Annotated in this window: 15 protein-coding genes; 2 read left to right on the top strand and 13 right to left on the bottom strand. The window is 69.7% G+C overall.

Annotated features, from left to right (window positions below; genetic code table 11):
• Positions 1-4: 4 nt before the first annotated feature.
• The 6 genes from BV453_RS08235 to BV453_RS08210 form a co-directional block, all read right to left on the bottom strand.
• Entirely contained in the window at positions 5-664 is a 660-nt protein-coding gene (locus BV453_RS08235) for a methionine ABC transporter permease (protein ID WP_025105629.1), read from the bottom strand.
• The gene (locus BV453_RS08230; protein ID WP_025105628.1) at positions 664-1,707 is read right to left on the bottom strand and encodes a methionine ABC transporter ATP-binding protein; all 1,044 of its coding nucleotides are present in this window, start codon (positions 1,705-1,707) and stop codon (positions 664-666) included. The genes BV453_RS08235 and BV453_RS08230 overlap by 1 nt, the downstream gene beginning before the upstream one ends.
• Before the next feature lie 105 nt (positions 1,708-1,812).
• Positions 1,813-2,715 (bottom strand): MetQ/NlpA family ABC transporter substrate-binding protein, encoded by a 903-nt coding sequence (locus BV453_RS08225; RefSeq protein WP_249521347.1) that lies wholly within the window; start codon positions 2,713-2,715, stop codon positions 1,813-1,815.
• A gap of 101 nt (positions 2,716-2,816) precedes the next feature.
• Positions 2,817-4,601, bottom strand: a complete 1,785-nt coding sequence (locus BV453_RS08220) for a Na+/H+ antiporter (protein ID WP_025105626.1) — start codon at positions 4,599-4,601, stop codon at positions 2,817-2,819.
• A 39-nt stretch (positions 4,602-4,640) separates the two neighbouring features.
• Positions 4,641-6,485, bottom strand: coding sequence for an ABC-F family ATP-binding cassette domain-containing protein (locus tag BV453_RS08215; protein ID WP_249521346.1), 1,845 nt, complete (start codon positions 6,483-6,485; stop codon positions 4,641-4,643).
• Positions 6,486-6,527: 42 nt separating this feature from the next.
• Complete coding sequence (locus BV453_RS08210) at positions 6,528-7,292, bottom strand: alpha/beta fold hydrolase (RefSeq protein WP_249521345.1); 765 nt, start codon at positions 7,290-7,292, stop codon at positions 6,528-6,530.
• Between the two features lie 102 nt (positions 7,293-7,394).
• Between BV453_RS08210 and BV453_RS08205 the strand changes: the two genes are divergently transcribed.
• Entirely contained in the window at positions 7,395-8,801 is a 1,407-nt protein-coding gene (locus BV453_RS08205) for an HNH endonuclease signature motif containing protein (protein ID WP_249521344.1), read from the top strand.
• A gap of 98 nt (positions 8,802-8,899) precedes the next feature.
• Positions 8,900-10,081: a Cmx/CmrA family chloramphenicol efflux MFS transporter gene (locus tag BV453_RS08200; RefSeq protein WP_249521343.1), complete on the top strand. Its 1,182-nt coding sequence runs from the start codon at positions 8,900-8,902 to the stop codon at positions 10,079-10,081.
• A 108-nt stretch (positions 10,082-10,189) separates the two neighbouring features.
• Here the strand turns inward: BV453_RS08200 and BV453_RS08195 are convergent, their stop codons facing one another.
• The 7 genes from BV453_RS08195 to rsmA all read right to left on the bottom strand — a co-directional run bounded on the left by BV453_RS08195 (position 10,190) and on the right by rsmA (position 18,429).
• Positions 10,190-11,308, bottom strand: a complete 1,119-nt coding sequence (locus tag BV453_RS08195) for a sugar-binding protein (RefSeq protein ID WP_249521342.1) — start codon at positions 11,306-11,308, stop codon at positions 10,190-10,192.
• A gap of 59 nt (positions 11,309-11,367) precedes the next feature.
• Positions 11,368-12,738, bottom strand: a complete 1,371-nt coding sequence (gene mmsB / locus BV453_RS08190; protein WP_249521341.1) for a multiple monosaccharide ABC transporter permease — start codon at positions 12,736-12,738, stop codon at positions 11,368-11,370.
• Positions 12,735-14,255 carry a multiple monosaccharide ABC transporter ATP-binding protein gene (gene mmsA / locus BV453_RS08185; RefSeq protein ID WP_274543256.1) on the bottom strand — a complete coding sequence of 507 codons (1,521 nt, stop codon included), beginning with the start codon at positions 14,253-14,255 and terminating at the stop codon, positions 12,735-12,737. The genes mmsB and mmsA overlap by 4 nt, the downstream gene beginning before the upstream one ends.
• A gap of 153 nt (positions 14,256-14,408) precedes the next feature.
• Entirely contained in the window at positions 14,409-15,422 is a 1,014-nt protein-coding gene (locus BV453_RS08180; RefSeq protein ID WP_249521340.1) for a LacI family DNA-binding transcriptional regulator, read from the bottom strand.
• A 120-nt stretch (positions 15,423-15,542) separates the two neighbouring features.
• Positions 15,543-16,475, bottom strand: coding sequence for a 4-(cytidine 5'-diphospho)-2-C-methyl-D-erythritol kinase (locus tag BV453_RS08175; protein ID WP_085606090.1), 933 nt, complete (start codon positions 16,473-16,475; stop codon positions 15,543-15,545).
• Positions 16,476-16,482: 7 nt separating this feature from the next.
• Positions 16,483-17,550, bottom strand: a complete 1,068-nt coding sequence (mgrA, locus tag BV453_RS08170; RefSeq protein ID WP_085606093.1) for an L-glyceraldehyde 3-phosphate reductase — start codon at positions 17,548-17,550, stop codon at positions 16,483-16,485.
• Between the two features lie 9 nt (positions 17,551-17,559).
• On the bottom strand, positions 17,560-18,429 hold the full coding sequence (rsmA, locus tag BV453_RS08165) for a 16S rRNA (adenine(1518)-N(6)/adenine(1519)-N(6))-dimethyltransferase RsmA (RefSeq protein ID WP_249521339.1): 870 nt from the start codon (positions 18,427-18,429) through the stop codon (positions 17,560-17,562).
• Between the last annotated feature and the right edge of the window lie 32 nt (positions 18,430-18,461).

The following is an 18,461-nucleotide window of genomic DNA, read 5'->3' as shown; positions in this document are numbered from 1 at the left end:
GGCCTCAGCGGCGCATGACCTTCCGCGCGAGCCGGGTGCCGAGGAGCTGCACGAGGTGCACGAACACCACGATGAGGATGATCGCCGCCCACATCACGAGCGGCTCGAACTGCCGGAAACCGTAGATCTGCGCGAAGGCCCCGAGCCCGCCGCCGCCGATGAGCCCGGCCATCGCGGTCATGTCGATGAGCGCGACGACGATGAAGGTGTAACCGAGGATGAGGGGGCCGAGCGACTCGGGGATCGCGACGGTGAAGAGGATCCGCCACGGCCCGGCGCCCATCGCCCGCGCCGCCTCGATCACGCCCGGCGACACGGAGACGAGATGCTGCTCGACGATGCGGCCGATCGCGAACGCCGCCGCGAGACCGATGATGAAGGCTCCGGCGGTGGTGCCGATGCCGCTGCCGACGACCAGGCGCGCGAACGGCTGCGCCACCGCCATGAAGATGACGAACGGGATCGGTCGGAAGAAGTTCACCACGAAGTTGATGAGCCCGGAGACGACGCGGTTCGGCATCAGTCCGCCGGGGCGCGTCACGTACAGCAGGACGCCCACCGCCAGCCCGAGGATCCCCCCGAGCACGAGCGCGAACGACGTCATGTACAGGGTCTCGAGCGCGGCCTGCCAGAACTCCGGCCACAGTTCGTTCAGACGATCCATCAGCGACCCTCCTCTCCAGCGATGACGGTGACTTCGACACGCTCCGCGATACGCGCCAGGGCCCTGTCGATCGCCGCGCGGTCACCCCGGATGGCGAGCGTGAGGTGGCCGAACGCACGACCCCGGATGTCGTTGATCCCGCCGTAGACGAGCTCGAAGTCGAGACCCGCCGAGGCGAGGTCGAGGAACACCTGGGCCTGCGACGAGTCGCCGTCGCGGAACGACAGGGTCACCAGGCGTCCGGTATGCCGGTCCCGCAGCACCGCGAGTTCCGACGGCGAGGGCACCCCCTTCACCACCGTGCCGACGAACCGCTGAGACGCCGGATTCCGCGGGGCGGAGAAGACATCGAAGACGTCGCCCTGCTCGATGACCCGCCCGTTCTCCATGACGGCGACGCGGGTGGCGATGGTCTGGATCACATCCATCTCGTGGGTGATGACGACGATCGTGACGCCCTGCTCCTCGTTGACGCGCTTGAGCAGGTCGAGGACCTCGTGCGTGGTCTGCGGATCGAGCGCGCTCGTCGCTTCATCCGCGAGGAGGATGGCGGGCTTGGTGGCGAGCGCGCGGGCGATCCCGACGCGCTGCTTCTGTCCACCGGAGAGCTGCTCCGGGTATGCCTTCGCCTTGTCGGCGAGCCCCACGAACGACAGCAGCTCGGCGACGCGCGCCTCGATGTCCGGCTTCGACCAGCCGGCGAGCTTGAGCGGGTACGCGATGTTGGCCTTGACGCTGCGCGAGGAGAACAGGTTGAACTGCTGGAAGATCATCCCGATGCCGCCGCGCACGGCGCGCAGCTCGCTCTCCTTGAGCGCCGTGATGTCGACTCCGTCCACCGTGATGGTGCCGCGGGTGGCCGGCTCGAGCGCGTTGATGAGACGCACGAGCGTCGACTTCCCCGCACCGGAGTATCCGATGATGCCGAAGACGTCGCCCTTGTCGATGGAGAGGGTGACGTCGTCGACGGCGACGATCTCGCGATCGCCCTGGCTGCGGGAGGGGTAGGTCTTGGAGACGTTCGTCAGGGTGACGATCGGCATGTGGTGCTCCGGTCTGGTTCTCGGGAAACGGAGAATCGGGCGGCGCACGAAGCGCCACCCGATTCTCCCTCATCGAACAGGGGGCAGATGACGCCCCGCGGCCGACTACTTCTCTGCGGCGTCCTTCTGGACCTTCTCCAGCGAGGCCACGAGGTCCTCCACCGGCGTGCGCAGCGCCACCGCGGTGTCGCCGGAGGACTCGAGCAGCCCCGCCTGCACATCCTCGTTCGTCTGGAAGATCTCGACGAGCTTCTGGTACGTCTCGTTGTCCGCGTCCTCCGCGCGCGCGGCGAAGATGTTGACGTACGGGAGGGCGTTCGGGTCCTCCGGGTCGTCCTGCGCGATCGCGTCGTCGAACGTCAGTCCGGCGTCCTCGACGAAGTCGTTGTTGATGATCGCGGCCGCGACGTCCGGGAGCGAGGTCGGGATGAGCGCACCTTCGAGGGCCGTCACCTTCACCTTCGACTTGTCGGCATCGATGTCGGCGAGGTCGGAGTACGGCGTGCCGCCGCTCTTGAGCTCGAGCAGGCCCGCCTGCTGCAGCACGTTGAGCGCGCGTGCCTGGTTCGAGGCGTCGTCGGGAACCGCGACCGTGTCGCCCTTCTTGATGTCGTCGACGTCGTCGTACTTCGTCGAGTACAGGCCGAGCGGGTAGATGGCGGTCGAGCCGATGGGCGTGAGGTCGGAACCCGAGGCGTTGTTGTACTCCGCGAGGTACACGATGTGCTGGAACTGGTTGAGGTCGATCTCGCCCTCGGTCAGCGCCGGGTTCGGCTGCTCGTAGGACCCGAAGTCGACGAGCTCGACCGTGATGCCCTCGTCGGCGGCGGCCTCGACGAAGGGCGCCCACTGCGCGTCGCCCTTCCCGACGACACCGATCTTGACGGTCTCGTTCTCGGAGCCGCCGTCGCCGGAACCCGCGTAGGACGAGGTGGCGCACCCGGCGAGGGCGACGAACAGCGGGACCACGGCGAGCGCGGCGAGGGCGGAGGTGGTGCGGCGGGACATGATGAGGGTTCCTTCCTGGCGGGACTCGACAACGTTAGGCAGGAGGGCGCGCTGTCGCGGAATCGGGATGTCACACGGCGTCACAGCCGTGCGGGATCGGATCAGTCGAACTCTTCGATGCCCTGCAGACGCACCTGCTCCAGGTCGAGACGGGCGGAGATCCGGCGGACCACCATGTCGTCCACGGTGCCGGCGCCGCGGAGCCCGAGCAGCACCTCGCGCTTGCGGTCGAGCAGCGCGAGCTTGAGCCGGGTGTGCTCCTCGTGCCGCACGAGCGGCGAGCGCTGGGCGAGGTCCACGTCGGCGGAGGTCGCGATCATCTGCAGCGTCGTGCCGTCCGTCGCCTCGGGGTCGGGGGCGGTCCCTGCCGACACCGCCACGTTACCCGCGTCCTCGTCATCGTCCTCGCGGCTGCGCGCCTCTCCCCCGGTGCCGTAGGGATCGGGGGCGCCGAGCATCTCGTCCAGGGCGTCGGCCTCGGCGTCGATGAGCGCCTGCTCCCGCGCGAGCGTCCGGGCGTTCGCGAACTCCAGCGCCTGGTACCCCTCGGCGCGCACCCGATCGCGCACCTCCTGGCCGATGCCGTGCTCCGCGGCGAGGTCGTCGAGCGCGGCCAGGGCCGCACCCGAGATCGCCCGCTCGGCGAGCTCGTACTCCTCGTCCTCGGCATGGTCGACCGGGAATCGCGCCCAGCGCACGAGCGCCGGAAGGAGAGGCGCCTGCACGAGGAGGCTGAGCAGGATCACCCCGGCGGTCACGAAGACGATCTCGTCACGCCCGCCCACCATGCTCCCTGCGGAGACACCGGTCGGCACCGACAGCGCGATCGCCAGCGACACCGCGCCGCGCATGCCGGCGACCGTGGACACGAGTCGGGCGCGGGAGCGGGCGCCGCGCGGCGGGCGTTCGGCCGGGCGGCGCTGGAACAGCACGTTGAGGAGCTGGAACACGTACCGCACGGCGAAGAGCGTCGCCCACACGGCGAGCGTCACGAGCACCAGGCGGCCGATGGCGGCGGCGGAGATCTCGTGGGCGACGAACTGCACCTCGAGGCCGATGAGCACGAACAGCGCCCCGTTCAACAGGAAGACGCCGAACGGCCAGGCCGCGTCGGCCTGTCGGCGCGAGGCCGCCGTCGTCACGCGCGGCGACACCCAGGCGACGATGAGTCCGGCCACGACCACGGCGAGCACGCCGGACGCGTGGACGAGCTCGGCGAGCAGGAACGCGGAGAACGGCACGAGCAGCAGCGTGACGTTGATCACGATGGTGGAGGAGATGCGGCGCAGCAGCAGCGTGGCCAGGGCCGCGACCGCGATGCCCGCGGCGATCCCGCCCACGTACGACACCAGCACGTCCCAGGTGACCGAGAGCGGCGTGACCTGGCCGCCCAGTGCGAGGGACACCGCGATGGCGTAGAGCACGAGCGCGGTGCCGTCGTTGGTCAGGCTCTCGGCCTTGAGCTTCATGAACATCCGACGAGGCAGCAGCCGGCCGAGGGCGGCGACGGCCGTGGCATCGGGCGGCGCGACCGCGGCCCCGAGGATGAGGGCGATCTCCCAGGGCATGCCGAACAGCACGCCGATGCCGGCCACCGCGAACGCGGAGGCGACGACGAGGAGCGTGCTCATCGGCACGATGTAGCGGAAGTCGCGGCGGATAGACCGCAGCGATGTCGTGAGGCTCTCCCAGAACAGCATCACCGGCAGGAACAGCAGCAGGACGGTCTCCGGCGGCAGCTGGACCTCGCGCAGCGGCGGGATGAATCCCAGCAACAGTCCGAGGATGACGAGGACGAGGGGCAGCGCGAGACGCACGCGCGGGGCGATCAGGGTTCCGACGAGAATCGTGAGTCCGAGCAGGACGGTTACTTCGAGGCCTTCCATCGCTACTCCCAACAGTCGTGGGAGAAGGATATTCCTCCGTCAGCCGATCTGCTCCGTGAGTTCGAACCAGCGCAGCTCCAGCTCCTCGATCTCGGCCTCCTGCGCCGTGATCGCCTTCATCCGCTCGCCGAGGCCCGCATAGTCGGACTGGTCGTGGTCGGCGAGGGCGTGCTTGGCCGCGTCGACCTGCTGCGTGAGCTTCTGGATGCGACGCTCGAGGGCGGCGGCTTCCTTCTGCGCCGCCCGGAGAGCCGCGCCGTCGAGACCGCTCGCTGCGGGGGCAGAGGCCGCCGTCGAGGTCGCCGGGGCGCTCTCGACGCGCTGCCGCAGCCGCAGGTACTCGTCGACGCCGCCCGGGAGATGCCGCAGGCGCCCCGCGCCGTCCGGACCGGGAAGGATCGCGTACTGCTGATCCGTCACCCGCTCCAGGAAGTACCGGTCGTGGCTCACGACGAGGAGGGTGCCCGACCAGGAGTCGAGGAGGTCCTCGATCGCGGCGAGCATGTCGGTGTCCATGTCGTTCGTGGGCTCGTCGAGGATGAGCACGTTCGGCTGGTCGAGCAGCACGAGCAGCAGCTGCAACCGGCGCTGCTGGCCGCCGGAGAGATCCTTCACCGGCGTCGAGAGCTGAGCCGAGGAGAACCCGAGCCGCTCCAGGAGCTGTCCTGGTGTGAGGTCCTGCGCCTTCGACCCGGCGCCGAGCGTGTACGAGGTGCGCAGGCCCGAGATGACCACGCGCACGGGGTCGTTCCAGTGCGGGAGGAGTTCGTCGAGGCGCTGCGTGAGCGTGCGCACCTGCACGGTCTTCCCGCGCTTGATCCGCCCCTCTGTGGGCTCGACCGTGCCCGAGATGAGCCCCAGGAGTGTGGACTTCCCGGCGCCGTTCACGCCGAGGATGCCCGTGCGCTCGCCCGGGGCGATCCGCCACTCCACGTCCTTCAGCACGGTCTTCCCGCCGGTTCCGGATCCCGCCTGGGTCCCTGAGCCTGTCGAAGGGTACGTCACCCCCACATCGAGCAGGTCGACGACGTCCTTGCCCAGCCGCGAGACGGCGAGCGACTGCAGCGAGACCTTGTCGCGGATCTCGGGCACGTCGGCGATGAGCTCGTTGGCCGCATCGATGCGGAACTTGGGCTTGCTGGTGCGGGCCGGGGCACCGCGGCGCAGCCAGGCGAGCTCCTTGCGGGCGAGGTTCTGCCGCTTCGCCTCGGTCGCCGCCGCCATGCGGTCGCGCTCCACGCGCTGCAGGATGTAGGCCGCATAGCCGCCCTCGAAGGGCTCGACGATGCGGTCGTGCACCTCCCACGTCTCGGTGCAGACCTCGTCGAGGAACCACCGGTCGTGGGTCACGACGAGGAGGGCTCCGGCGTTCGCGGGCCAGCGCTTCTTGAGGTGCCCGGCGAGCCAGGTGATCGCCTCGACGTCGAGGTGGTTCGTCGGCTCGTCGAGAGCGATGACGTCCCAGTCTCCGGTGAGCAGCTTCGCGAGCGACACGCGGCGGCGCTGACCGCCGGAGAGGGAGCCGATCTGCGCGTCCCAGGGAAGATCGGTCAGCAGCCCCTCGATCACGTCGCGGACGCGGGCGTCTCCGGCCCATTCGTGCTCTGCCATGTCGCCGACCACGGCGGCGCCGATCGTGATGTCGTCGGGGAGGGTGTCGGCCTGGTCCAGCACGCCGATGCGGGTGCCGCCGCGGACGGTCACCCGGCCGGAGTCCGGCTCCTTCGTGCCGGCGAGCATGCCGAGGAGGCTCGACTTGCCGTCGCCGTTCCGGCCGACGATGCCGATGCGGTCGCCCTCCTCGATGCCGAGGGTCACGGCGTCGAAGACGACGCGGGTCGGGTATTCGAGGTGCAGGGCTTCGGCCCCGAGAAGATGTGCCATGTCCTCTCCAGGGTAGTCGCGCCGCGTCGGACGGTCTCCCGGTCAGACCAGCGACGGGGCGAAGAGCTCCGGCAGCGCGGCGGTGAAGACCTCGAAGTGGCTGTACCAGACGGTGTGAGCGGCCCCGGGGATGCTGCGTACCGTCACCCCACCGTGCTCGAACCGCCGCGCGTCCTCGTCGGTGACCCAGGCACTGGGTTCCGCGCGGACAACGATGGAGCCGGGGGCGGCGGTCCAATGACCGTCCTCCCCGCAGGAGACGGAGGCCGCGGTCGGCGGATCGAAGCGCTCGGCCGCCCGCGCCTCGACCGTGGCATCGTCGACGGAGTAGAAGGGCCGGAGCTTGCGGAGTTCTGCGGGCGACATGCGCGCGCGGCGATCATGCTCGTACTGCGAGATGAGAGAGGCGCGGTCCTGGCCGCCCTGGAGGGCGAGCGGCGCGTCGACGTAGACCGCGAGACTCGGATCGAGGCGGGGCGCGGCGGCGGCGAGCACGGTGGCGCCGAAGGAGTGCCCGACGGCGACGGCGAGCGGCGAGGCCGCCCCGTCCCCCGCTGCGGAACCTGCCCCCGGAGGGAGCGCCGTCTGCGCGAGCGTGGCGACGACGGCATCGGCCGCCGTCTCGATCGTGAGCTCCGGGTCACGCGGAGAGAGGCCGTGGCCGGGCAGATCGAGCGCGAGCACGCGGAAGCCGCGTTCCACGAGCAGCGGGACCACGCGGTGCCAGCTCTCGGCGGACCCCATCATGCCGTGCAGCAGCACGGCGACGCGGTCGCCCTCCCCGGCTTCGATGACGTTCAGGAGCACGGAGCCAGTCAACCACGGTCGTTATCCTTTCGTGATACGACTTTCGGCCAGAATCCTTCGAATCTTCGTTCGAATGTCGGTGGTCGGTGATGGACTGCCGTCATGCCCGCACTGCTCGACGCGACCGACTCCCAGATGGCGATGCTCGCCGATCTGGTGGAGGGGCTGGAAGCGGCGGAGAAGACGCTGAGCAGCATGCAGGCGGCCCGCGACGGACTGCTCGCGATGGCGGGGCGACTGGCGGTCGACATCGCCCGGCAGGCTCGGCATCCGGACGGCGGCGACATGGCGATCCGCACGGTCGCCGCGGAGATCGGGGCCGCACAGCGCGTCAGCGACCGCACGATCGAGCGGCGGATGTCCGATGCGTCCTGGTTGGTCGAACGGTTCCCCGCCGTCTGGGAGGCTCAGGGCGCCGGGCGGATCAGCGCCGCGCATGCACGCGTGATCGTGGAGGCGGGGGCTCACCTCCATGACCCGGACGACCGTTCGCGTTTCGCGGCGGAGGCGATCGAGGTGGCCGCTGCGGAATCTCCGAACCGGATACGCCGACTCGTGCGCCGACTGGCCGACCGGTTCCGGGAGCGGACCCTCGTCGAGCGACATCGTGACGCCAGGGAGCTGCGCCGCGTCTGGGTGACCGATCTCGAGGACGGCATGGCCGAGCTCGGCGCGCGTGGCCCCGCGGCGCTCGTGCACGGGATGTACGACCGGCTCTCCCAGATGGCGCATGCCGTGCGGGAGGAGAACGCGCAGGCACGGCGTCGGGAGGCGGAGGAGAGCATCCTCGACGACAGGACCGTGGATCAGCTGCGCGCGGATCTGCTCGCCGACCTCGTCCTGACCGGCGCTCCGGCGGGCCATGACTCGGAAGAGGGGCTGCTCTCGGAGCTTCGGGCGCGCGTCGAGGTCACCGTGCCGGTGCTGACGCTGATGCACGGGGAGCAGGAACGGACGACAGAGGGCACTCGGATCCTCGCCGCCGAGCTGGACGGGATCTTCCCGATCGATCCGGCCACGGCCCGCCGTCTGGCCGGCGCGGCGAGCGGCTGGGACCGGGTGCTCACCCACCCGATCAGCGGGGCGCTGCTGGCCGTCGACCGGTATCGCCCGAGCGAAGACCTCCGCCGACACCTGCGGGCCCGCGATCAACGCTGCCGCTTCCCGGGCTGCGGCCTCGCACCGCGGAAGTGTGACCTCGATCACAATCACGATGCGGCGCTCGGCGGAGAGACCGCGCACGACAACCTGGCGACCTTCTGCCGACGACATCACATGCTCAAACACCACTCCCCGTGGCACGTCGAGCAGGGGCCGGGCGGCGTTCTGGAGTGGACGAGCCCCACCGGCCGGACCTACATCGACCGACCGCCGCCTCCGCACACCGTCACCTTCGCCGAGGAACCTCCGTGGTCTCCCGCCGTCAGCCCTAGAGTGGAGGGCATGTCGAGCCCCGAATCAGACAGGTCGGGGGCTGCCGGTCACACCGTCAGCCCCGCGAACCGCTGATCCCTTCGTCCGCCCTGCCGGCGGGCGCGCGCCGGTGACCCGGGCGCTGACCGTGGTGACGAGAAGCATTCCTCTTCCCTCTCACCTCGGAGCACTCGATGCCTTTCCCCCTCTATGCCCTTGCCCTGGCGGTCTTCGTCATGGGCACCTCCGAATTCATGCTCGCGGGACTCCTCCCCGCGATCGCGCACGAGCTCGACGTCCCGGTCGGCACGGCGGGCCTCCTCACCTCCGCCTTCGCGGTCGGCATGGTCATCGGCGCACCCGCCATGGCCGCGTTCGCGCGCAGCTGGCCCCCACGCCGCACACTCGTCGCCTGCCTCGCGCTCTTCGCCGCGTGCCATGCCGTCGGCGCGGTGACGTCCCTGTTCGAGCTTCTGCTCGTCACGCGCGTACTCAGCGCCCTCGCGAACGCCGGCTTCCTCGCCGTCGCCCTGCGCACGGCGACCCTCCTCGTCCCCCGCGAGCGCACCGGACGAGCGCTCGCGGTGCTGCTCTCCGGGACGACCGTCGCCACCATCGTCGGCGTCCCTGTGGGCGCCATCCTCGGCACCGCGCTGAGCTGGCGGGCGACCTTCGCCGCTGTCGCGCTCCTCTGCCTCCCTGCGCTGCTCGGAATCCTCCGCGGCGTGCCGACGACGATCCCGGCCACGGAGCCCGGCCCCGCCCCGGCACCACTCCCCCGGAAGGAACCGGCCCTCCGCACGGAGCTCGCGCTCCTGGGGACACCGCGCCTGGCCCTCGCGATGACCCTGGCGGCCCTGGTGAACGCGGGGACCTTCGCGGTCTTCACGTTCCTCGCGCCGATCGTCACCGAGGTCGCGGGCATGCCCGACGCTGCGGTCCCGCTCGCGCTGGTCCTGTTCGGCATCGGCTCGTTCCTCGGCGTGACCATCGCGGGTCGGTTCGCCGATCGGCATGCCGGTGTCCTCCTCGCGGTCGGCGGCCCGGTGCTCCTCGGCGGCTGGATCGTCCTGGCGGCGGTCGCGACGCAGCCGATACCCCTGCTGTTCCTCGTCTTCGCGCAGGGCATGGCCTCGTTCGGCGTCGGAAGCACACTGATCACCCGGGTGCTGTATGCCGCCTCCGGCGCCCCGACCATGGGAGGGTCCTACGCGACCGCGGCCTTGAACATCGGCGCTGCGATCGGACCGGCGTCGGGAGCGTGGCCCCTCGCGAGCGGGGCGGGTCCGCTCTCCCCCGTCGCTCTCGCGGCCACGCTGACGATGGCGGCGCTCCTCCTCGCCCTGGCGACGCGGCGATGGCGGCCCGTCGGCTGAAGGCAGGACGGTGACGCGCCGCAACGGCGACGAGCCGCCCGGACCCGAGGGTCCGGACGGCTCGTCGTGTCCGATGTTCTCTGGGAACCCGGATGTTCGCGCTACGGCTTACTCGTACGACTTCACGATCTCGAGGAGGCTCGGGACGTTGGCGTAGGCCTCGGCCGCGTTCTCCTTGGTCACGATGACCGGCGGGAGCAGGTAGGCCGGGACGACCTTCTTGCCGTTGTCGTACTGGTCGGTGTCGTTGACGTCGACCTCGTCACCCTTCTGGAGCTGACCGACCATCTTGATGGCCTGCTCCACGAGCAGCGTGGTGTCCTTGTTGATCGTGGAGTACTGCACGCCCTCCATGATCGACTTCACCGACTCGACCTCGGAGTCCTGACCGGTGACCACCGGGACGGGCTTGCCGGCCTGCTGCGCCGAGGTGATGATGGCGCGGGCGAGGGTGTCGTTCGGGGACAGGACGCCGTCGAGCGTCTCCGAGCCGTAGCTCGACGTGAGGATCGAGTCCATGCGACGCTGCGCGTTCTCCGGCTTCCAGCCCTCGGTCGCCGTCTGGGAGATCTCGGTCTGCCCGGAGACGACGTTCAGCGTGCCGTCGTCGATCTTCGGCTGCAGCACCTCCATCGCCCCGTTGAAGAACACGGCCGAGTTGGCGTCGTCCGGCGAGCCCGAGAACAGCTCGATGTTGTACGGCGCCTCGTGGCCCGCGCGCTCGGCGAGACCGTCGAGCAGCGCCTGACCCTGGAGCTTGCCGACCTCGAAGTTGTCGAAGGCGACGTAGTAGTCCACGGCGTCGGTGTTCTCGATGAGACGGTCGTAGGCGATGACCGCGACACCCGCGTCACGGGCGGCCTCCACCTGCGTGGTGAGCTGCTTGCCGTCCTTGGCGCCGATGATGATGACCTTGGCGCCACCGGTGACCATCGCCTGGATCTGGTTCTGCTGCTCGGCGACCGTGTTGCTGGCGGGCGCGTACTGCACGTCCGCCTTGAAGCCGGCCTCTTCGAGACCGTCGGTGAACAGCTGACCGGCCAGGACCCAGTTCTCCGAGGTCTTGTCGGGCAGAGCGACACCGATCGTGGAGCCGGCGTCGAAGCCCGAGGCGGCCTCATCGCCCGACCCCGAACCCGAGTCACCGCCGCGCTCCGAGGAGCAGCCGGTGAGGGCGAACGCGCCCGCGACGACAAGCGCTGTCGCCGACAGAAGGATCTTCTTCATGTGATCTCTTTCTCTGGTGTGTGCAGGTCCCGTCGCGCCTGCGTTGCGCGACGCGGCCCTTACTTTCCGCGCGTCTTCTCGACGGCGGGGGCTTCGTACTTCTGACTGGTGGGGTAGTTCGTCTTCGTGGGATCGAACGTGTCGGTGGCCGGATCCTGCTTGCGGCCGAGACGGCGCGTGAGGAACCCGATGATCGACGGACGGCCCTGCTGCTTGTTCCACACGTCGACGCCGACGGCGAAGAGGAGCACGAGGCCCTTGATCATCGAGACGACGTCGGCACCGGCGCCGAGCAGCGCGAGGCCGTTGTTCAGGAACGCCATCACGAGACCACCGATGATCGAGCCGATCACCGTGCCGATGCCGCCGGAGACGGCCGCGCCGCCGATGAAGACGGAGGCGATCGCGTCGAGCTCCCACCCGTTGCCGTCCTGCGGGCCGGACGCGGTCGCCCTGGCGACGTAGATCATGCCGGCGAGCGAGGCGAGGACCGACATGTTCATCATCACGAAGAAGTCGACCCAGCGGTCCTTCACGCCCGAGAGGCGCGCCGCCTGGCGGTTGCCGCCGACCGCGTAGATGTGACGGCCGAAGACGGTGTTGTTCGTGATGAACGAGTAGAGGATGACGAGAGCGAGGAGGATGACGCCAGAGATCGGGAAGCTCGTGCCCTCCCGTCCGGTGGCGAACAGCCAGCCGGCGACGAGGATGACGGCCGAGATGAGGACGACCTTCGTCACGCTCACCCACAGCGGCGCCATGTCGGAGCCCATCTTGCGCTGGATGCGGCGGGTGCGGATCTCCCAGAAGACGATCCATGCGACGCCGGCGAGCGCCAGCAGCATGGTCGGGATGTTGAACGGAAGCGGCAGGGCGATCTCCGGCAGGTAGCCGGCGCCGATGATCTTGAAGCCCTCCGGCACGGGCACCGACTGCGAGTCGCCCACCGCCTGGTTCGCACCGCGGAAGAACAGCATGCCGGCCAGCGTCACGATGAACGCCGGCACCCCGACGTAGGCGACCCAGAATCCCTGCCAGGCGCCGACGAGCACGCCGACACCGAGACCGAGGAGGATGCCCAGCGGCCAGGGGAGGTTCCAGTCCTGCATGGCCTTCGCCACGACGATGCCCGTGAACGCGGCGACGGATCCGACCGAGAGGTCGATGTGCCCCATGATGATGACCATCACCATGCCGATCGCCAGGATCAGGATGTACGAGTACTGGTTGACGACGTTGATGAGGTTGCCGGAGGACAGCGTGAGGCCGGTGCCCTTGAAGATCCACGTCAGCACCTGGAAGACGACGAGGATGACGACGAGGCTGCCGAGGATGCCGAACTGACGGAGGGTCGACTGCCCTCCCCCGAACATCTTCGTGATGTCCTTGAAGTGGAAGCCGCGCTTCGCGGTGGTCGAGTCGGTGGTCATGCGGATGCTTTCTGGGTCGCGGAGGTCATGCTGCGCATGAGGTCTTCGGGGGTCGCCTGGTCGGCCGGGATGCAGTCGGTGACCCGGCCTTCGAACACGGTGTAGATGCGGTCGGAGATGCCGAGCAGCTCGGGCAGCTCGCTGGAGATCACGATCACGCCTTTGCCCTGGGCGGCGAGCTCGTTGATGATCGCGTAGATCTCGTACTTGGCGCCGACGTCGATGCCGCGGGTGGGCTCGTCGAGGATCAGCAGGTCGGGGTCGGTGAACATCCACTTCGCCAGGACGACCTTCTGCTGGTTGCCTCCGGAGAGCTTGCCGACGCCCTCCTCCACCGACGGGGTCTTGATGCGCAGGGTCTTGCGGTAGCGCTCCGCCACCGAGAACTCCTCGCGGGAGTCGACGACGCCGTTGTGCGCGATCTTGGAGAGCTTCGCCGCGACGATGGACCGCTTTATGGTGTCGAGCAGGTTGAGCCCGAGCACCTTGCGGTCCTCGCTCACGTACGCGAGGCCGTGCTTGATCGCGGCGGCGACGTCGGGGAGCTCGATCTCCTGGCCGTCCTTGACGAGCGTGCCGGAGAGGAACGTGCCGTAGGAGCGGCCGAAGATGCTCATCGCCAGCTCGGTGCGGCCGGCGCCCATGAGGCCGGCGATGCCCACCACCTCGCCGCGGCGGACGTTGATGCTCGAGCCCTTCACGACCATGCGCTCCGGGACGGTCGGGTGCTGCACCCACCAGTCCTTGACCTCGAAGAACACCTCGCCGATCTCCGGCGTGCGGTCCGGGTAGCGGCTCTCCAGCGACCGGCCGACCATGCCGCGGATGATGCGGTCCTCGTTGATCTCGCCGCGGGAGATGTCCAGCGTCTCCACCGTGCGGCCGTCGCGGATGATCGTGATCTCGTCGGCGATCTGCTCGATCTCGTTGAGCTTGTGGCTGATCATGATCGACGCGATGCCCTTGGCCTTGAGCCCGAGGATCAGGTCGAGGAGGTGCTGCGAGTCGTTCTCGTTGAGCGCGGCGGTGGGCTCGTCGAGGATGAGCAGCTTGACGTCCTTGTTCAGCGCCTTGGCGATCTCGATGAGCTGCTGCTTGCCGACGCCGAGGGTCTTGATCGGCACGTCCGGGTCCTCGTCCAGGCCGACGCGGGCGAGGAGCTCGATGGTGCGCTCCTTCTGCGCCTGCCAGTCGATGCGGCCGAAGCGACGGATCTCGTTGCCGAGGAAGATGTTCTCGGTGACCGAGAGCTCCGGGATGAGCGCGAGCTCCTGGTGGATGATGACGATGCCGGCCTGCTCGCTGGCCGCGATGTCCTTGAAGCGCTGCTCCTGGCCGTACAGGAGGATCTCGCCGTCGTACGTGCCGTACGGGTACACCCCCGAGAGGACCTTCATCAGCGTCGACTTCCCGGCGCCGTTCTCGCCGCAGATCGCGTGGATCTCGCCGGCGCGGACGGTGATCGAGACGTCGGCGAGCGCCTTGACTCCCGGGAACTCCTTGGTGATGCGGCGCATCTCCAGGATCGGGCCTGACACGGTCGGCAACGTTGCTGTGGTGCTCACGGATCTTCCTCGCGACGTGCGGTCACCTTCGATGTGACCGTTCACATCGGTATATCGTCGTCTTCCGCGGGAGCGGTGTCAAGTCCGCGGCGTGTTTTCGTGTCGCTACCGTGATGCAGCGGATTCGCGCGCCCGCAGGAGGGTCTGCAGCGGGCCGAACGCGGGGGTCTTCTCGCCCCGGATCTCGGCGAGGAGGATGCGCACGGCGCGCCGCCCGAGCTCGGGGAAGTCCTGGTGCACCGTGCTCAGCGTCGGCGCCACGTGCGCCGCGACCGGGATGTCGTCGAAGCCGATCACGCTCACGTCATGCGGCACGCGCAGCCCGGCGTCGCGGAAGCCGTGCAGCAGTCCGATGGCCATGAGGTCGTTCGCCGCGAACACCGCCGTGAAGTCGCGCCGCAGCGAGAGCTCCTTGCCGGCGAAATAGCCGAAGTCGGCCGTCCAGTCCCCGCGGATCGGCGGGAACGTCGGCAGGTCGGCGTCGCGGAGCGCATCCAGATACCCGCGCATCCGGGACTCCGCCTCGATCCAGTCCTGCGGCCCGGCGAGGTGGAGGATGTCGCTGTGCCCCAGCGCGATCAGGTGCTCGGTCGCCGCCTTCGCCCCCGCCACCTGGTCGGCGGAGAGGCTGACGCCGTCCGATCCCGAGGCGGTCTGCAGGGTCACGAAGGGCATGGTGACGTTCATGCCGCGCAGGACATGGAAGACCCGCACCTGCGGGGCGAGCACGACGATGCCGTCCACCTGCTCGCGCTCGAGCTGGCGCACGGCGTTGCCGATCGCCTCCGGCGTGGTCGCGGGGAGGTTGAGCGTGGAGACGGAGTACCCCTCCTCGCGCGCCGCGTCCTCGATGCCGGCGATGGACGACGTCGGTCCGAACTCGCCGATCGTCGCGGACAGGATGCCGAGCATGTTCGACTTGCTCGTCACGAGCGCGCGCGCCGCCAGATTGGGACGGTAGTCGAGCACGGCGATCGCGTCGAGCACCTTCGCCTTGGTCTCCGGGCGGATGCTGGGGTGATCGTTGAGCACCCGGGAGACGGTCTGATGCGAGACGCCGGCGAGACGGGCGACGTCGCGGATGCTCGGCATACGGGCACGCTCGGAGGAGGTGGACATCCAGCCTCCTCGCGTGTGCACGGTCACATGACTACTTCATTATGTCTGCGATGACCCGCCGGGTGCACCTCGACCGTGCGTACGCTCCTCGCCGCTCGGACGCGAGGGAATCGGGCAGGCTCAGCCGATGATGCGGGCCCCGGGGACGGCGCCGTGCACGTGCAGCGGATCGAGACCGTCCTCGCGGAGGGCCGTCTGCACCGCCTGCGCGGACTCGGGATCCGCGCAGAGGAGGGCCACGGTCGGCCCCGAGCCGGACACGAGACCGTGCAGCGCACCGGCCGCGACCCCGCGTTCGATGGTCTGCGCCAGATCCGGTCGCAGGTCGAGCGCGGCCGCCTGGAGGTCGTTGTGGAGCGCGTCGGCGAGCTGCCAGGCGTCTCCGGTCCGCAGCGCCTGCAGCACCGGGATCGGCACGTCGAGCGAGAGCGGCGGATCGTCGGCGAGCGCCCCCTCCTGCTCGCGCAGCTCGTCGAGCCGGGTGTACACGGCTGGCGTGGACAGCCCCTCGTCGCTGGTCACCAGCAGCCAGTCGAAGCGCCCGCGGGCGAGCGCCGGGTTCAGCTGATCGCCGCGGCCGGTGCCCACGGCGGTGCCGCCGTGCAGCGCGAAGGGGACATCCGCACCGAGCCGGGCCGCGAGATCGTGCAAGCGGGCCGCGGAGAGTCCCGTGCCCCACAGCGCGTCGCAGGCGATCAGGGCGGCCGCGGCGTCCGCGGAGCCCCCGCCCATACCGCCGGCGACCGGGACGCTCTTCCGGATCTGCAGCGCGACCCCTCCGGGGTGATCCGTCGCCGTCGCCAGCAGCTTGGCGGCCCGCATCGCGAGGTTCCGGTCGTCGAGCGGCACCGAGCCGTCGTCCTCCACCCCGGTCACCGTGATCGAGAAGTCGTCGGCGTTCCTGGCGATCACGTCCTCGTACAGCGACACCGCCTGGAAGACCGTCGCGAGTGCGTGATAGCCGTCGTCATGGCGCCCGCCGACACCGAGGTAGACGTTGATCTTCCCCGGCGCGCGCACGTGCACGGACCCGGAGGATGCGGCGAGGCTCATGAGCGGGTCACAGGTCCGAGGAGGTCGCCCACAGGTTCACGTCGATGGCGCCCGCGAGCTCGTCGATGCGGCGGAGCTCCTCGTCGGTGAACGCGGGACCGTCGAGCGCGGCGAGGTTCTCGTCGAGCTGCTCCGTCCGGGAGGCGCCGATGAGCGCCGAGGCGACGACCGGGGTGCGCAGCGTCCACTGCAGCGCGAGCTGCGCGAGCGACTGCCCCCGGCCCTGCGCGACCTCGTTCAGCGCCCGGAGGGTCTGGACCGCGTCCTCGGACAGCTTGCCGTTCGGCAGCGAACCGCGCTGCTGTGCGCGCTCGGCCGTGCCGTCGCCGAGGTACTTGTCGGTGAGCAGCCCCTGGGCGAGCGGGGTGAAGGCGATGGCGCCGAGGCCCGACTCCTCCAGGGTCTGCGTGAGGCCGTCCTCGATCCAGCGGTTGAGGATCGAGTACGCGGGCTGGTGGATGACCAGGGGCGTCCCCAGCTCCTTCGCCACGGCGACGGCCTCGGCCGTGCGCTCCGCGCTGTACGAGGAGATGCCGACGTACAGCGCCTTGCCCTGGCGCACCAGGGTGTCGAGCGCGCCGACCGTCTCGGCGATCGGGGTGACCGGGTCGACGCGGTGCGAGTAGAAGATGTCGACGTAGTCCAGCCCCATGCGGGTGAGCGACTGCTCGGCGCTCGCGAGGATGTACTTCCGGCTCGCATAGTCGCCGTACGGTCCGGGCCACATGTCCCAGCCGGCCTTCGACGAGATGATCAGCTCATCGCGGTACGGACGCAGGTCCTCCGCGAAGATGCGGCCGAAGTTCTTCTCGGCCGAGCCGTACGGCGGGCCGTAGTTGTTCGCCAGGTCGAAGTGCGTGATCCCGTTGTCGAACGCGTGACGCAGGAGAGCCCGCTGGTTGTCGAGCGGGATGTTGTCGCCGAAGTTCCACCAGAGCCCGAGCGAGATCGGGGGCAGGTAGAGGCCGGAGGCGCCCACCTGACGGTAGGCGAACCGTCCGTAGCGGCCCTCGTCGGCGGCGTACGGACGGTGCAGTTCGGGGACGTCGGGGCGGAAGCGGGGGGAGTCGGTCACCGTGCCAGATTAGCCGCTGACGCCGGAACCCTCGATCGCCGTTGCGTGCTGGGCGATCCGCTGGTAGTCGTCGACCGTGAGGTCCTCCCCGCGGGCGGTCGGCGCGACGCCGGCGGCGGTGAGCACCTCGGTTGCCGCGGCGGAGCTGCCGAAGAGGCCGGAGAGGGCCTGCCGGAGCATCTTGCGCCGCTGGTTGAAGGCCGCGTCGACGATGGCGAAGGTGCGCCGGCGCTCCTCCACCGGGCCGCGCTCGCCCTCGGAGCGGTCGAAGCCGACGAGGAGGCTGTCGACGTTCGGCACCGGCCAGAACACCTGGCGGGAGACGTTCCCGGTGAGCTTCCACTCGCCGTACCAGGCGGCCTTGACGCTCGGCGAGCCGTAGATCTTCGACCCCGGCTTCGCGGCGAGCCGCTCGGCCACCTCCGCCTGCACCATCACGACGCCCCGCTGCAGGTACGGGAACGTCTCCAGGAAGTGCAGCAGGACCGGCACCGACACGTTGTACGGCAGATTCGCGACGAGGACGGTCGGCTCGCCGGGCAGCTCCGTCACGCGGAGGGCGTCCGCGTCGACCACCGTGAGCATCCCCTCCGGGACGCCGTGCTCGGCCGCGGTCTGCGGCAGGCGGGCGGCCAGGCGGTGGTCGATCTCCACGGCGGTGACGGCGGCCCCCGCCTCGAGGATCGCGAGGGTCAGCGACCCGAGTCCCGGTCCGACCTCGACCACCCGCTCCCCCGGCTGTACACGGGCGGCCTGGACGATCTTGCGGACGGTGTTCGCGTCGACGACGAAGTTCTGTCCGAGCTTCTTGGTGGGGGTGACATCGAGCTCGGCGGCCAGACGGCGGATCTCGGTGGCCCCGAGCAAGGTGACGGTCATGGTCCCATTCTCCCGGATGACGGGCCGTGCCC

Source organism: Microbacterium sp. ER1, from assembly GCF_023383675.1.
In the GTDB taxonomy this organism is placed as follows: domain Bacteria; phylum Actinomycetota; class Actinomycetes; order Actinomycetales; family Microbacteriaceae; genus Microbacterium.
The sequence above is the reverse complement of the archived record's forward strand: the minus strand, read 5'-3'. Positions and strand labels throughout refer to the sequence as shown.

Bases quoted from the DNA above. Each gene is read 5' to 3' on its own strand.
- BV453_RS08235 (WP_025105629.1), bottom strand. From the start codon at position 664: ATGGATCGTCTGAACGAACTGTGGCCGGAGTTCTGGCAGGCCGCGCTC.
- BV453_RS08230 (WP_025105628.1), bottom strand. From the start codon at position 1,707: ATGCCGATCGTCACCCTGACGAACGTCTCCAAGACCTACCCCTCCCGC.
- BV453_RS08225 (WP_249521347.1), bottom strand. From the start codon at position 2,715: ATGTCCCGCCGCACCACCTCCGCCCTCGCCGCGCTCGCCGTGGTCCCG.
- BV453_RS08220 (WP_025105626.1), bottom strand. From the start codon at position 4,601: ATGGAAGGCCTCGAAGTAACCGTCCTGCTCGGACTCACGATTCTCGTC.
- BV453_RS08215 (WP_249521346.1), bottom strand. From the start codon at position 6,485: ATGGCACATCTTCTCGGGGCCGAAGCCCTGCACCTCGAATACCCGACC.
- BV453_RS08205 (WP_249521344.1), top strand. From the start codon at position 7,395: ATGCCCGCACTGCTCGACGCGACCGACTCCCAGATGGCGATGCTCGCC.
- BV453_RS08200 (WP_249521343.1), top strand. From the start codon at position 8,900: ATGCCTTTCCCCCTCTATGCCCTTGCCCTGGCGGTCTTCGTCATGGGC.
- BV453_RS08195 (WP_249521342.1), bottom strand. From the start codon at position 11,308: ATGAAGAAGATCCTTCTGTCGGCGACAGCGCTTGTCGTCGCGGGCGCG.
- mmsB (WP_249521341.1), bottom strand. From the start codon at position 12,738: ATGACCACCGACTCGACCACCGCGAAGCGCGGCTTCCACTTCAAGGAC.
- mmsA (WP_274543256.1), bottom strand. From the start codon at position 14,255: ATGCGCCGCATCACCAAGGAGTTCCCGGGAGTCAAGGCGCTCGCCGAC.
- BV453_RS08180 (WP_249521340.1), bottom strand. From the start codon at position 15,422: ATGTCCACCTCCTCCGAGCGTGCCCGTATGCCGAGCATCCGCGACGTC.
- BV453_RS08175 (WP_085606090.1), bottom strand. From the start codon at position 16,475: ATGAGCCTCGCCGCATCCTCCGGGTCCGTGCACGTGCGCGCGCCGGGG.
- rsmA (WP_249521339.1), bottom strand. From the start codon at position 18,429: ATGACCGTCACCTTGCTCGGGGCCACCGAGATCCGCCGTCTGGCCGCC.